Source organism: Thermaerobacillus caldiproteolyticus (assembly GCF_013761245.1).
GTDB classification, from domain to species: domain Bacteria; phylum Bacillota; class Bacilli; order Bacillales; family Anoxybacillaceae; genus Thermaerobacillus; species Thermaerobacillus caldiproteolyticus.
In genome coordinates this window covers 189,324-204,643 of record NZ_JACDUT010000006.1, presented here as the reverse complement: position 1 = coordinate 204,643, position 15,320 = coordinate 189,324, and the positions used below count along the sequence as shown (strand labels likewise).

Here is a 15,320-nt window from a genome sequence, read left to right as displayed (position 1 = left end):
TAGCGCTTGGGAAGTGACAGGCACTTCTACCGGCGAAGAGCATTTAGCTTTGAGAGAGCTGGGATGGCGATATTTCGTCATTTATTCACAGGACGTGGTCAAGTATATAGAAGAAATTGGACGCTTCCGCTTTCTTGTCATCGCAAGTCATTGGCAAGTTCAAGGGCGCGATATACGTTAATTAATCCGTGACCAAAATATGCATCTTTTCCGATTGGGCCTAAATCAACGGTTGTTCTTGTGATGATTTGCATAACTTGTTTGTTCGTTAGTTTCGGATTCAAAGAGCGAATAAGTCCTGCCAGAGCGGACACATGCGGAGCGGCCATTGATGTGCCAGAAAGAGCTGCATAGCGATGCCCGAGAAATGTGCTTGGAATATTCGTTCCCGGAGCCACAACATCTAAATAAGTTCCATAATTGGAATATTCAGCAGATGAGCCATCAGGATTGATTGCACCGACGCTTAATACTTCAGGATAAGCGGCGGGAAAGCTAGGCTGTGATGAGCGATCATTTCCGGAAGCAGCCACTAAGACGACATCGTGGTCATAGGCGTAGCGTACAGCTTCTTGTAATAATGTCGATGTCTGATAGTTGCCAAGGCTTAAATTAATCACTTTAGCTCCATGATCTACCGCCCAGCGAATTCCTTTTGCGACGTCAAAGGATGTGCCGTATCCTTCATTATTTAATGCTTTAATCGGCATAATGGGGTTAAACCACGTAATACCGGCGATACCTTCGTGATTGTTCGGGTCTGAAGCAATAATGCCCGCCACATGTGTACCATGTCCGTTATCGTCTTGAGGGATGTCATTATCTGCTAGCACGTTATATCCTTTTTGAAGGCGATGAACTAAATCGGGATGGTCAAGATCGACACCGCTGTCAATGACGGCAATCGTAACGCTTTTCTTCCCGTGGGAAAGCTGCCATCCTTCCTCCGTTTGAATGGCTGGCAAATTCCATTGATAGCGCGAATACAGTAAGTCGTTTGGCTGTTCATTTTGCAAAAAAATATAATTCGGTTCGGCATAGGCAGCATTCGGATGTTGGCGAAAGTAGTTGATTAATTCGTTATACGTTTTGCTGTTGGAGCGAAAGATGAAAAAATGGTCAAAACGGTTGACTGCTGTTCCGTCAATCTCTTGTTCGATGCGCGCTATATCCCGCTCCGTCGGCATCCGGTGAAATCGAACGGTAATTTCGTGATTGTAATAATGGCTTTGATCGCGGCCATTATGATTGATTTTCACAATCTTTGGATGGCGATTTAATTTGGTTTTGATCGTCTCGTTCATCGCTAAGCTATTAAGGGTAATGATGGTCGGATGGGAACGAGGCGCTGGCTCATAAGGGGCTGGAGCAGTTTTTAACTGTTGAGCTTGTTGTTTGTTTACTGCGGGACGATACAAAGCAATGATTCCTGCAACGGTAACGAAGACAATGGCAAGTCCAGTGACAATGATCAAAAATGATGTTTTTTTCATACGTTTCACCTCATTCATTAGAATGAATCAATCGCAAAAAAATATGAAAAATGGGATTCCGGCTGTCGCGGCCGAATCCCATAGTTGAAACATTGCGGAGAGGGAAGGTGCGAATTATCGTTCGTTGTTTGTAAAGGGGGGTAAGACGCCTGCGTGTCTACGTGTATCTTCTTTTGCGCGTTCGTGGGATAATCGTAGACTTTATTCATATATTGGCTAGTTTGCCCTTGAAATTGAATCACAGCGTTTAAATGCTGTTTTAATGTATTGCATATTTCCGGAGCGATGCTTCGTCACATCGTATAGACTTTTACATCGTTTTTCTTGGTGATGACAAAATCCGTAGCAATCGGTTAAGAACGCTGGTTGTTTTGCTCATAAGCTAAAAGATTTTGTAAGCCATGTTGTGTTGTTGTGTTTTTTGAAGTCGTGATTGGAGTTCTAAAGCAGATACCGCTCGTTGCATTGCGACACTTTTGATTTTTAAACGCCAAAAGTTCATGAAGTTCTAATGTTTCATATGCTCTCAATTGCTTTCATTGTCTCTCATCACCTTACGAGAAATAGTGTGTACTGGAAGGGAATTTGTACGCATGGAAAATATATAGAAAGAAGGCTAACTCCGATTAAGGAGTTAGCCTTCTTATTCCATCATACGTACAAGTTTTTTCGTCAACAGCAATAAAATAAGTCCTAATCCAATCGTTAGGCCGCCAATTAAGCTGAAGATTTCTAAATAACCTAATGATTCGGTCAACGCGGCTAATTGACCACCTAAAACTTGAGCAACTCCTGTTCCTGCTAACCAAACGCCCATTAATAGTGATGCTAAACGAATTGGAGCAAGTCGGCTTACCATAGACAATCCTACTGGTGATAAGCAAAGCTCACCAAGCGTATGAAGGAAATAGGTCAAAATGATAAACATAACATTTGCTTTTTCGACAATGTGATGTTCATTGCTGCCAGTTTGTAGTACAGCAGGAATTAAAACAGCAAATCCAAGACCAAGTAAAATCATACCAATCGCCATTTTGGCTGGAATTGGTAAGTCACCACGTTTTGTATTCGAAAGTTTCACCCATAAGGCCGAAAGAATCGGTGCTAACACAACGATAAAGAATGGGTTCAATGATTGGAACCAAGACGTTGGGATTGCCCAACCACCGATGGATTTATCAACAAATTTATTTGTATATAATGTTAATGAGCTTCCGGCTTGTTCAAATCCAGCCCAGAAGAAAATGATAAAACATGCTAGAATTAAAATTACTGCGGTACGTTGCTTTTCTTTTTTCGTTAATGGAGTTTTTGGAACAGTTGCTCCAGTTTCCGTTTTCCCAACTGGTTTTTTTCCAATTTCCCCTAAATAACGATTTCCAAAGACATTAAAAATGATTTGACCGATAATCATACCGATCGATGCAGCAAGGAAACCGTATTTAAATCCGTATTGGACAACACCATTGACAGTTGTTTTAAAGTAATCTTCTGCTAAGAAGCCGCAAACAAGTGGTGCGAAGAAAGCACCGATATTAATACCCATGTAGAAAATAGTAAATGCTGCATCCCGACGCTTATCGTTTGGCCCGTAAAGTTCTCCAACAAGCGTTGAAATATTTGGTTTAAAGAAACCGTTACCAATAATTAGTAAAGCAAGTCCGAGATATAGACCTGTATGGTTGTTGATGGCAAAAAGTAAAAAGTTCCCAAGCGCCATCGTAATACCACCAATTGTAATCGCTAGCCTTCTACCTAAAAAGCGGTCAGATAGATAGCCACCGATAATTGGGGTAAAGTAGACAGCTCCTCCGAAGAAGCCGTAAATGCTCATCGCGACGCTTTCTTTAAATCCTAAGCCACCGCTAACGAGCTCTGTTGTTAAATAAAGAACAAGAATGGCTCTCATTCCATAATAACTGAAACGTTCCCAAAGCTCTGTAAAGAATAATAAATAAAGCCCGGGAGGATGCTTCTTTTTTGAATGATGATCGTTCATCACTTGAGTTTCTGCTAGTGCCCCCATGATGTTTCCTCCTCGTAAAAATGATGACATGTCCTATTTTAATTTACAAAATATTTATAAGTCAATAAAATTATATAGAAATAAAAAATTCTAAAAGTTTTGATGTTTATTTTTGGTTAAGACAGAAAATATAAATTTTTTAAAATATATATATAAATTATTTTAGTAAATAATTGTGTAAGTGCATAGTCGGGCATGGATGCTTACAAATTATTAAAGATGGAGGATTACTAATCCATGAGGAGGAAAGAGCGATGGGACCATATAAAAAGCCGTTTGTCGCTTCACATATTGCGAAATTGCGTACGTATATCGTCAATGTCTATTTCATTCAAATACCGGATCAGCGGGCATGGGTACTTGTAGATGCGGGAACTGCGTTTTCTGCCTCTTTGATTCGGCGTATGGCAGAACGATTATTCGGTAAGCACTGCCGCCCCAAAGCGATCATTTTAACGCATGGACATTTTGACCATGTCGGAGCGTTAGCAGATTTGCTGAGCGATTGGGATGTTCCTGTATATGCTCATCGGTTCGAGATGCCGTATTTAACAGGAAAAGCAAATTATTTGCCACCTGATCCGACCGTTGGTGGTGGACTTATAGCATGGCTTTCCCCGCTTTACCCACATGAAGGAATCAACCTAGGAGAAAAGGTGAAGCCGCTATCGGAAGACGGAGCTATTCCGTTTTTACCAGGATGGCGAGCGATTCATACGCCGGGGCATACACGGGGACACATTTCTTTATTCCGTGAAGAAGACCGTGTCTTACTTACAGGTGATGCGTTCATTACGGTGAAACAGGAGTCATTGTGGGCGGTGTTACTGCAACAGAAGGGAATTCACGGTCCGCCGATGTATTTTACGCCAGATTGGGAGCAAGCAAGACAGTCGGTCATCCAATTGTATCACTTGCAACCAACTATTGCGCTTCCCGGTCATGGTATGCCGATGTATGGAGAACAGTTACAAAACAGTCTAGAACAACTCGTAAAACGATTTGACGAGCTTGCTATTCCTGATCATGGCCGTTATGGTTCATGAGTAGATAAAGAAAAAGAGTGCCATCCCTCTTGTACAGACAGGAGCCGTCTTGTTACAAGAGGGATTGTTTATGAGTAGGAAAAGTAATGGGGAGTTGACAACGTCGTTATAATGAAGGAGAAGAAAGGAGGATAAACTTTGAATCTAATAAGAAAGAAATCATTACGAACATACATAGCGATTTTGCTTTGTTTTGCGTTTCTTGTTGGTTGCCAATCCTCTTCCCATCGAATTCCTGCTGAAGTAGTAAAAGTCGTTGATGGAGATACGCTAAGGGTCAAAGTGGGAAAAAAGGAAGAGACGGTACGAATGTTGCTCATTGATACACCGGAATCCGTACATCCAACGAAACCGGTACAGCCATTTGGTCTGGAAGCGAGTCGCTACGTCAAATCGTTATTACCGAAAGGAACGAATATCGAGCTTGAACTTGATGTAAGAGAGCGTGATAAATATGGTCGTCTTCTTGCTTACGTATGGTTCGGAAATACAATGGTGAATGAATTGTTACTAAAAAAAGGATATGCGCGCGTCGCTTATGTATTTGAGCCGAATACGAAGTATGTCGATGAGTTTCGCAAGATTCAAGATGAGGCAAGAAAAAAACGGTTGAAGATTTGGTCGATCGAAAATTATGCAACAGACCATGGATTTAATGATCAAGTTAGTGCAGAACATCAAACGTGCCAAAAACCAATGATTAAAGGGAACATTGCGAAAAACGGTAGGAAAATTTATCATGTGCCCGGCAGTCCGCAATATAAAGTGACAAAAGCAGAAGTGATGTTTTGTACAGAACAAGAAGCAAGGGCTGCGGGATTCCGTCCGCCGTCCCGTTAGTGATGAGTTTTGCACAAGCGACTAACGGAACAGAGAGAAGGATACAATATGCTTGGTGAAATTCTTCTCTATGGACGGTGGTTGCGATGCGAAAGAGGTATGTCGCTATAATAGTGGTGCTCCTATTGCTCATTGGAGGGGGAGTGCTATACCATTCGAACTTTGAGTACGCTCTATTGCCGGAGGAAAACGATATAAAGCAATATAAAGCGAATGAACAGAAAGGGTTTGATATTTGGGGAAAATGGATCAGTCAGCATGAAAGTAATACTCAAAAGTCGTCAACAAACGAAAAGAAAACTCTCTTTTCTCCAGAGCAAGGAGCTATCCCTATCGATGAACGCCTTTTAAAATTAGGGCGCGAAGTATTTTATAAGGAAACGTTTGGGAACGAAGTGTTTTTGACTGATATTATGGGGATTATCGATGGCCCGCTTACCATCGGGAATATGGCAAAAGCGATTCTTGACTTGAAAGGGAAGGGGACAACGAATTTAAAAGTCGAATTAGCAGAAGATATTACAATTGGAGACCGAACGTATAAAAAAGGCGAGAAAATTGATACAGGTATTGATGTTCCAAAAGGAGCTTATTCCCCGCTAGGAATGCCGGTTGTTTGGAACGATGGAAAAATTCGCATCGGCATTAGCTGTGCAGCTTGCCATGCGACTGTTGATCCACATACGAAAAAGGTTATTGAAGGTGCACCGAATAACGATTTAAATGCGGGGTTATTAATGGCTTTAGCAACGAACTCCTCCGCCTATTTTACACATGCCCATATAGAAGGATTGCAAAAATATATTCGTTCACTTGATCGGAAAGTCATTGATTCGAAGGGAAAGGAAGCTATTTTACCTGACCCGGAAGCGCTTGAGAAAGAGGTAGATCGAATTTTTGCCAGTTGGCCAAGGGGAAATTTCGATTCAACGATTGATATGAAAGCCAATCCTTCACAAATTCCTGATTCTTTCACTTTAGGTGATCATCCGTATGGATGGAGCGGTTTTGCCGCGGCAGGGTCGTTTAACGGATTGACCGTTTTCAGCAATAATGTGCATGCACAAAACGCTGATTCTCTTGCGCAATCGGAAATTAGTGAACCATTATTTGGAATAGACGAGGAAGTGTATTTAGGGACGATATTGCAAAATGCAGCGAATCCAAAATTGCGATATAAGCCGACCACTGAAAGAAAACCGTCGGAATTTTTTCAATCCGTTGACCCGACCCCTGGTGTAGTGGGAGTCAATCAATTAGTGGCGCCTCCGCAATTTCCAAAAGTATCACTAGTCGCACCGGATGGCCTTATTGTGAGTGAAAAAGGCTTTCGTTTTAACGAGCAAAATAATGCGGTAGCTGCTTGGCAAAATACGTTAAATCCCCCAGATCCAAAGAAGCGTCCGACGGCTGAACAAATCGAGCGCGGTCGCGAAGTGTTTGTAAAAGCAGGATGCGTAAGCTGTCACGCCGGAGCGCATTTAACCAATCATCGCGTTGTTTCCTCGCAATTCATTGGCACAGAACCTTCGCGTGCCCAAGCGTTAAAGAAAACGGAAAAGGTATTTGGCGAAGCAGTTTTATATGCTCCAGATACACCTGTTCCGATTCCAAAAAATGCAAAAGTGTTAAAAGTGCCGACGGATCATTTAGATAAAGAACAAATTCGATTGGCGTTTGCTCATGGCAACTCTCCTGGAGGATATAAAGTGCCAAGTCTCATCGGACTTTACTGGACAGCCCCTTATCTCCATGACGGTGGCGTAGCAGTAGGACGAAATGGGGAGCCCGGCATATCAGGTACAGTATTAAAAGGAATCGTCCCAGATCCACGCAATAGTTTGCGAGCACTGATGGATCGGAAGTTGCGGGAGCAGGTGATTAACGCGAACAAATCAAGTAAGCAACTTCAAGATGTGCATGTAAGCGGTGAAGGCCACCGCTATTGGATTGATGAAGCAAGTGGGTTTACAAAAGAAGAACAAGAAGCGGTCATTGACTATTTATTTTCCGTTACTTCGCCGTAACAGCGTCTTTTAGGGATTAGTTAACATGAAAAAATATGCTTCTTCCTGTCCAAAAATGTTTTTACTGCGAATGTGAGTGCGAAGAGTCAAAAATGCACTATGTTTCTTTTTACACTTCTAACGAAGAACGAGAGGAAGTGTTATGCCCTGAATGCTATAAGGAATGGTTACATGGAATGAAAGGATGATGGAAACGCCGCCCCGTTGTTACATGGGGGCGGCGTTTTGTGTAAGAAGAGGCGGGACTTTTACAATGTTGTCAAGACTGCTTTTTTCATCGTAGGAGCGATAGACCATCGGAGAGGCATGAGCCGAAGAAATACAGATGAACAAAATGTGTTCTTTTTTCGTTTCCTCGCCGATCAGTCTTGTTTCCATCGACAATGTTGTGTTGCCTATTTTGAGAAAATAGAATCGGTATGTTAAACCAAGCCATGTGCGTTCCGTCACCCAAGTGTCCGAATGTTGTTGAATTAACTTCGCAATATCAGAAAAGGATCGTTTTTCTTGTTGTAGCCAATCGGTAATCGCTGTTGTTGCTTGTTTCATCCATTCTTTCCACGTTTCAAACATTTCGCTCACCTTTTTTTATTCTTAGTATGGCTTGGTCATATTTATACGATTCTCTTTTTTTCGAGCGGCAAGGAAATCGAGAAAGAAGTCGCTTGTTCATTGGAGGTACACGTGATATGCCCTCCATGCTTTTCGATAATTTTCTTACAAACATAAAGACCAATTCCTGTCCCCAATTTTTTTGTCGTAAAAAATGGTTCAAAAATAGTTTTTACAATTTCTGGTGGGATAGCTGGGCCGTTGTTGGAAATGTGAATGTGAGTGAAATTTCCTGAGACAGATGCACAAATGTGAATTCGTCGTGGCTTTGGTTTTTCTTTTACCGCTTCAATGGAGTTCAGCAAAATGTTGATAAATACTTGCCGCAATTGATCTTTATAGGCGAATACTCTTATATTTTTGTCAATCGCTGTTGATACTTCAGCATCTCCATCGACAAAGCTTGGATATAAAAATTCAATAATTTCCTCGAATAGTTCGTACAGAAAAAAGGTTTCTTTTTCACTTTCTAAAATATCTTTTCTCGATGCATGAAGGAACTGGGAAATTCGAAATTTTAACTGTTCGAGCTCATGTTCGATGATATCGAGATACTTTAAATCTGGGTGTTCAAATTTCAATAGTTGAATAAATCCCATAATCGAGGTGAGCGGATTGCGAAATTCGTGAACAAAGCTCGAAGACATTTGTCCAAGAAGTGTTAAGCGATCTTTGTGAGACTGAGTAATCAATAAGTTTTTTTCTTGCAGTTCCGCTTCTTTTAACTCCGTATATTTCGTAACCGCATAAAACGAAAAGTGATCGAACAAATAATTAATATCATCGATAAGTGGTTGCAATTCCTCAATCGGCAGGCCGGATTGGAGCGAGTATTTAATGACCAAACTCCGTCCGAGATTGGTGTTATAAACAAAGTCCCCAATATTAATATTCGCCTCTGCTCGTTCTTTCGCAATTTTGTAAGCTAATTGCTGGATTTCGTCGATGCATAAGCGGCGTCCCATCGCTGTTTTGACTAATTGAAACACGGCCAATCCATTATGTTCGACGTAGCCAATATATTTATCATGATTGGCGATATACATATGATTTTTCCAATGTTGGAGAAAATGGGAGAGATTCTGTTCTAAAAATTCGATCAATTTTTTGACAGAGGATTTCAAGCAATTCACCCCGTTTTCTATTCACCGTGACAATGGTTCTGTGATACAGTCATATGTAGTTGGTTTCTTATTTCTTATTATAAATGATAAAAGAAAAACATGAATAGAAGCAAAATAATATTTTTTATATAGGAGTCACGTGAAAAGTTAACAATACTTCACAAATCTTTCACAATATTCGTTTATAATCAACTTGTTTTTGAAAAAAAGGGGGAAATTATGAGACTCGTTTGTGCGTTAATCGTTAGTTTTTGTGTGTTATTAGCAGGGTGTGAAAGCGAGACGCTCCCCTCCATTTCGCGACAGATAGAAACGTTGATTAGCGTGAATGTAAAAGATGGAAGCGTTACATTTTTCGATTTGTACAAAGGAACTACAGTAGCGCAATGGAACTTGAAGCAACCTGTGAAAGGCGGGGCACTGTTTCCCGATGGAAATACGTTGCTATTGTATGGAGACGAATTGGACAGAGTGTATGTATACGATGTAGTGACCGGAAAGCTGAAAAACGAGTGGAAGACAGGAAAAGGAATTGTGAGCGCTCTTGTTTCGAACGATGGAAACCGTATTTTTCTTGCTGATGGGCGGCGAAAAGCGATACGAATGTTTCAAATGAACGGGAAGGAAAGCGGTGAAATCAAAGTCGGGAGTCAGCCGCTTACGTTGCTGCAAAATAGTACAGGAACGAGGTTATATGTCATCGATTTTTATGATGAAAAAGCCTATGTCATCGATGTGGACAAGCGGCAAGTGATGGATACATTCTCCGTTCCGAAATTTGTATTCGGGGGATTGCTTCGCGAACATGAACAAGAGCTTTGGGTTGGGGGTCATGGCAGCGGCAGTACGGTCGAAACAAAAATACACGTGTATTCATTAAAAACCGGTAAGCTTTTGAAATTAATTGACGCCCCAGATATGCCAGTGAATTTTGTGGAAACAAACGAAGGCGTTTTTGGATTAAGCCATGGCTCGAACATGGTTCGAAAATGGAGCAAATCGGGGCAACAAGAGGCTTCATTAACCGTTGGAGCGAACCCTTTCACGATGATAGGAGCAAATGGGCGTTTATATGTCGCTAGCTATGATAGTGATGAGATTTATGTGATAGATGAGCGCACATTACGAATCGTCGCCCGCTGGAAAACCGGAAAAGGACCGTTTCAATTACTTATTCGAGGAGAGGATGTGCTTGGAAAAGAAAACAGTGTTAATCGTTGACGACGAGGAAGATATGCGATTTTTAGTGAGCATGTACTTAGAAAATTCAGGATTTGCTTGTTTGCAGGCAAAAGACGGTGAAGAGGCATTGCAAATCATAAGGAGAGAACAAGTGGATTTGATTTTGCTTGATATTATGATGCCGAAGATGGACGGGTTTACGTTGTGCGCGCGCATTCGCGAACAATCTGATGTGCCGGTGCTGTTTTTAACAGCAAGAGGAGATGAATGGGACAAAGTAAAGGGATTAAAGCTTGGCGGGGATGATTACATTGTTAAACCGTTTAGCCCAGGTGAGCTCATTGCCCGAATTGAAGCGGTCATGCGGCGTGTATATCAGGAGAAGCATCGAAACGGAGGACTTTCTTTCGGACCGCTTTGCATTGATGAAAAAGGAAGAAAAGTAACAGTGGATGGAGAAACAATCGTGTTAACGTTAAAAGAATTTGACTTACTTCTTTTTCTTGCCAAACATCATGGACAAGTATTCAGCCGGGATGATTTGCTTGTACGCGTATGGGGATATGATTATACAGGCAATGCAAGAACAGTCGATACGCATATTAAAACATTGCGCATCAAGTTAAAGCAAGGAAGCCATTTCATTAAAACGGTATGGGGAATTGGCTATAAGTTTGAGGTGTAACGAATGCGACCAAGGTCGATGACATTAATGCAAAAAATTTGGCTTACGATTAGTATGGGTGTAATTGTCACCGTATCGTTTTCTTATTTTCTTTTAAATTATTTTTATCAAAAATTATATGTAGATAAAGTTGAGCAGACATTAATTGAAGAAGGGAAAAACTTAGCGGGCGATTATCACGGCGGACCGATTACAGCAAGTTATCGAAAGCAAGTGGAATGGTATAATGAAAAATCGACAGCGGAAGTGTTGTTAGTCAATAACCCGCGAGAATTAAGCGCGTGTTTGCCGTTTCAAATTGATTACGATTCGTTAATTAGCGAGTCAGACCGCGCCAAACTGTTAAACGGTGACATTGTAACAAAGATCGGTTATGAAAAGCGATTTGGCCACAAAATTATGGGCATCATTGTTCCGCTTTTAGATGAACATCGGTTAGAAGGGGGGCTTTATCTCTATATTCCTCTAGCGAGCATTCAAGATATGACAAAAGAAGTCGCTGATATTTGGATTCCGCTGGCGCTCGTGTTTGTAGTGATGTTGCTTGCTGTGGGAAAAAGAATGGCTCGTCACATCGCCGGACCGTTAAAAGAAATGGAAGAAGTGGCGTACAAAATGTCACAAGGGGATTATAAAGCACAAATTCCGATTCGTACGGATGATGAAGTGGGAAGGTTAGCAAAAGCCTTCAACGTGATGGCTAGATCGATTGATGAAGAAGATATGAGAAAGCGGGAATTTTTAGCGAATGTCTCTCATGAGTTGCGAACGCCATTAAGTTATGTCAAAGGATATAGTGAAGCCATTCTTGAAGGAATGGTGAAAACGAAAGACGATGAAGAGAAGTATGTAAGATTGATTCACCGTGAAGCGAGCCGAATGGAGCGGCTTGTCCGCGACTTGCTCGATTTAGCACAGCTGGAAGGAAAAAGTGTTCCGCTGCGGAAAGTTCCTCTTGTGTTTTCCCAAGTGATTGAAGATACATTAGCTAAGTATGAACCATTTTTGTGCGAAAAACAATTGTCTCTGACGACGGATTTAAACCCGGACATTATCATTGAAGGTGATGGTGACCGAATAGAACAAGTCATCCATAATCTTCTGGATAACGCAATTCGCTATACGCCAAACGGTGGAACGATTCATGTGCAGCTTGAGCAAACCGATCCTCGCCATTGTCAGCTGATGATTCGTGATTCAGGGAAAGGTATTCCGAAAGAGAAACTTCCATTCCTTGGTCAAAGATTTTTCCGCGTTGATGAGGCGCGGACAAGAAAAGAAGGAGGAACGGGATTAGGATTAGCGATTGTCAAGCAAATTATTTACCTTCATGGCGGAACGGTGTCGTTTTCAAGTGAGGAAGGGAAAGGGACAGCTGTTTTCATTCATCTGCCTATATGGACAGAATAAACGAAAAGGGGACGGACCGTGAGGGGAGGTCCTCTTGATTTTTAGGCGGCTATTGTTTCTGTTTCTTTTTCGATTATGCGCGCAGCATTTTTGCCGCTAAGAAAATACCCGTCCAAATGCTAATCGAGGTGAGCTTGTTTGCTTCTTTACTCATTGCGTACCATCTGAAGCAATAGTTACGATTGTTTCTTTTTCGTCGTTCAGTTTGACGATGTACATTCCATGATTCGTGACCCCCTACATCATTTAAGTCGAAAGCACATGTTTCACCGGCTTTTTCCACGGCATCGAACATGGAAATATGTTCGCCATGTCCATCACGATGATGCGAGTGATGGTTAATGCCCCCATGAGCCACCGCTCCGTTAATAATAAACCTGCTCCTGTTTCGATAAAAAAGGATAAAATGTACTTTTTCATAGTCTTCCTCCCATTTCTAATGCTTCATGATAAAGGCAAGATGTGTGCCGAATACGATAATGATGACAAATGTGTGAAGCATTGAAAGGAAATGATGAAAGTCATATAATCAAATAAGAATGAGCGAATAAAGGTTGGAGATGCCGATGAAACGATACGAATCAATCCTAGATTTAATCGGGAATACGCCGGTTGTAAAACTAAACCGAATTCCTGACCCGCATGGAGCAGATGTATATATAAAATTGGAATTTTTTAATCCGGGAGGAAGTGTCAAAGACAGGGCTGCGCTCAATATGATTCGCCGGGCCGAAATGGCAGGAAAGATTATTCCCGGAAAAAGCACGATTATTGAGCCGACTTCAGGGAATACCGGAATTGGTCTGGCGATGGTATGTGCTGCAAAAGGCTACCGATGCATCATTACGATGCCGGATAATGCGACAGTGGAGCGGGTTAAAATTTTAAAAGCGTATGGGGCAGAAGTGTATTTGACTCCAGCTGAGCTGCGCATGCAAGGAGCGATTGATGAAGCAAATCGGCTTGCTGCGCAAATTCCGAATAGTTTTATCCCGATGCAATTTGAGAATGCGGCTAATCCGGATGCGCACCGTCACAGTACAGCGATAGAAATTTTGGAGGCGTTTGATGGGAAGCTCGATGCGTTTGTCTTAACAGCCGGTACGGGCGGAACGGTAACGGGAACAGGAGAGGAATTGAAGAAACATATTCCCTACTTACGAATTTATGTTGTCGAACCATATGGCTCGCCTGTGTTGTCAGGTGGAAAACCGGGCCCGCATAAAATTCCCGGAACCGGTCCAGGTTTTATTCCGAAAATATTAAATCGTAATATTTACGATGACATTTTTTTAATTAAGGATGAAGATGCGCAAATGATGTCGCGCCGTCTTGCTGCCGAGGAAGGAATTCTCGTTGGCGCTTCAGCAGGTGCCGCAGCCTATTACGCCATCGAAGTAGCCAAACGCCTTCCTAAGGAAGCACGTGTTCTTTGTATGGCCCCAGATTCCGGGGAGCGATATTTGTCTTCGGATTTATTTGCGGATTAATTTCTAAATGTCAAAAAGCTCGCATGATCGCGAGCTTTTTATCGTATCAGATATGTATGTATATCTTGCTTCCTTTTTGTAGAGAATGGTCTAGCGTAACTAAAAATCCCATTTGTATTCGTATCGAGTCATTTGTGTACGGATGAATGCAAAGGTTTCAAAAGCATTCCGTGGATAATGGCCATGTAAAATGGAATTTTTCACAGTCAATCTTTCAGGTTGTAATAAACACCGATCAATACGACGAATGGAAAAGTAAGTATCATTGTTGTCAATGGTAGTTAGAAACACAGGGGAAAATACGGTGCGGATACGAAAAAAATCTCGCTTGACAAAGATATAACAAGGAATATTTCCAATGACGACAGCTAGCAAAAATAACGATCTACAGCCTTTTTAGTTGATACGTAAAAAGGAATTACCTCAATATTGTTCCTAAAGAAAAAAACGTTTATAAAAATGCTACTCCACTTTAAGCTTCTTTTTGGATTAGCATAGAGTAAAAAAACGGTTCAGTAACGGCAGAGTTTTCGATAGCCGATTTATAATCACGTTGATATCCAATTAGACATTTCATTTTTCTTCTTTTATAACAAAAAAGATCCAACAAACCAATGACCAATAAGCCGCAATATGATAAACTGAGTAAAAAAGGGGGAATGAATGGTGAATTATTCATCAACGTATTCATCGAGTCCAATTGCGAAATTAGTGTTTACGTTTTTGGCTGCATTAGCGGTAGCTACAGGGGGATTATACGTCGGTCAATGGATTCCCGCAATAATGTACTTTCCACTCCTCGTACTAGAATTGATTTTATTGATTGTGATGATATTCGCAAGAAGCAAAAGAGCAGTCGGCTATCCACTTATGTATAGTTTTATGTTTGTTTCTGGTGCGACGTTATTTCCGCTCATTGCACAGTATATTGCGATCATTGGCGCGGCTGCGGTGTTAAAAGGGTTTGCATTAGCGGTTGTATCCTTTACGGGAGTAGCGCTTTATGCAGCGAAAACGAAAGAGGACTTCTCCTTTCTTGGCAGCTTTTTAATGATGGGAGCATTTGCTTTACTCGGCTTACTCCTCATTCAATTTTTTATTCCGTTTTCTAGTGTCGGGCAAATGGGCATTTCCGCATTAGGGATTTTGATTTTTCTTGGATTTACGATTTACGACATCAATCGGTTAGCACGTTACGGATTTTCTGAAGCGGACATTCCGATGATTGTCGTCAATATCTATCTCGATTTTATTAACTTATTTACTTACATTTTACGTTTTTTCGCAAGCGATGAAGATTGATCGAACCTTTATACAAAAAGGACTGTTTCCTCTATTGGTTAGGGAACAGTCCTTTTTCATTGTACACAAGCTATTTGATTGCA

The 15,320-nt window shown here is 41.4% G+C and carries 13 protein-coding genes; 8 read left to right on the top strand and 5 right to left on the bottom strand.

The annotated features are described in order from the left end of the window. Positions 1–137 precede the first annotated feature (137 nt). Both HNR31_RS11170 and HNR31_RS11165 read right to left on the bottom strand, forming a co-directional pair. Positions 138–1,493: a S8 family peptidase gene (locus HNR31_RS11170; RefSeq protein WP_181556310.1), complete on the bottom strand. Its 1,356-nt coding sequence runs from the start codon at positions 1,491–1,493 to the stop codon at positions 138–140. Positions 1,494–2,136: 643 nt separating this feature from the next. Further along, positions 2,137–3,519, bottom strand: a complete 1,383-nt coding sequence (locus tag HNR31_RS11165; protein ID WP_181556309.1) for a peptide MFS transporter — start codon at positions 3,517–3,519, stop codon at positions 2,137–2,139. 254 nt (positions 3,520–3,773) lie between these two features. Here HNR31_RS11165 and HNR31_RS11160 point away from each other — a divergent pair, with 254 nt between their 5' ends. The 3 genes from HNR31_RS11160 to HNR31_RS11150 all read left to right on the top strand — a co-directional run bounded on the left by HNR31_RS11160 (position 3,774) and on the right by HNR31_RS11150 (position 7,432). Beyond that, positions 3,774–4,565: an MBL fold metallo-hydrolase gene (locus tag HNR31_RS11160; protein ID WP_181556308.1), complete on the top strand. Its 792-nt coding sequence runs from the start codon at positions 3,774–3,776 to the stop codon at positions 4,563–4,565. Positions 4,566–4,703: 138 nt separating this feature from the next. Beyond that, positions 4,704–5,405, top strand: coding sequence for a thermonuclease family protein (locus HNR31_RS11155; protein WP_220129498.1), 702 nt, complete (start codon positions 4,704–4,706; stop codon positions 5,403–5,405). A gap of 86 nt (positions 5,406–5,491) precedes the next feature. Next, positions 5,492–7,432: an electron transport protein gene (locus HNR31_RS11150; protein ID WP_181556307.1), complete on the top strand. Its 1,941-nt coding sequence runs from the start codon at positions 5,492–5,494 to the stop codon at positions 7,430–7,432. A 207-nt stretch (positions 7,433–7,639) separates the two neighbouring features. On the opposite strand, the gene HNR31_RS11145 is transcribed toward HNR31_RS11150, so the two are convergent. Continuing rightward, positions 7,640–8,005 (bottom strand): hypothetical protein, encoded by a 366-nt coding sequence (locus HNR31_RS11145; protein ID WP_181556306.1) that lies wholly within the window; start codon positions 8,003–8,005, stop codon positions 7,640–7,642. A gap of 41 nt (positions 8,006–8,046) precedes the next feature. Then, complete coding sequence (locus HNR31_RS11140) at positions 8,047–9,168, bottom strand: histidine kinase N-terminal domain-containing protein (RefSeq protein WP_181556305.1); 1,122 nt, start codon at positions 9,166–9,168, stop codon at positions 8,047–8,049. Between the two features lie 219 nt (positions 9,169–9,387). Between HNR31_RS11140 and HNR31_RS11135 the strand changes: the two genes are divergently transcribed. The 3 genes from HNR31_RS11135 to HNR31_RS11125 are packed head-to-tail and all read left to right on the top strand — an operon-like array spanning position 9,388 to position 12,445. Further along, complete coding sequence (locus HNR31_RS11135; protein ID WP_181556304.1) at positions 9,388–10,389, top strand: YncE family protein; 1,002 nt, start codon at positions 9,388–9,390, stop codon at positions 10,387–10,389. After that, positions 10,361–11,035 (top strand): response regulator transcription factor, encoded by a 675-nt coding sequence (locus tag HNR31_RS11130; RefSeq protein ID WP_181556303.1) that lies wholly within the window; start codon positions 10,361–10,363, stop codon positions 11,033–11,035. The genes HNR31_RS11135 and HNR31_RS11130 overlap by 29 nt, the downstream gene beginning before the upstream one ends. Positions 11,036–11,038: 3 nt before the next feature. Beyond that, positions 11,039–12,445, top strand: coding sequence for a sensor histidine kinase (locus tag HNR31_RS11125; RefSeq protein ID WP_181556302.1), 1,407 nt, complete (start codon positions 11,039–11,041; stop codon positions 12,443–12,445). Positions 12,446–12,691: 246 nt separating this feature from the next. Here HNR31_RS11125 and HNR31_RS11120 read toward each other — a convergent pair whose 3' ends face one another. After that, on the bottom strand, positions 12,692–12,865 hold the full coding sequence (locus HNR31_RS11120; RefSeq protein WP_181556301.1) for a hypothetical protein: 174 nt from the start codon (positions 12,863–12,865) through the stop codon (positions 12,692–12,694). Between the two features lie 146 nt (positions 12,866–13,011). On the opposite strand from HNR31_RS11120, the gene cysK reads away from it, so the two are divergent. Further along, complete coding sequence (gene cysK, locus HNR31_RS11115; protein WP_181556300.1) at positions 13,012–13,935, top strand: cysteine synthase A; 924 nt, start codon at positions 13,012–13,014, stop codon at positions 13,933–13,935. 663 nt (positions 13,936–14,598) lie between these two features. Beyond that, on the top strand, positions 14,599–15,237 hold the full coding sequence (locus HNR31_RS11110; protein ID WP_220129497.1) for a Bax inhibitor-1/YccA family protein: 639 nt from the start codon (positions 14,599–14,601) through the stop codon (positions 15,235–15,237). Positions 15,238–15,320: the final 83 nt, after the last annotated feature.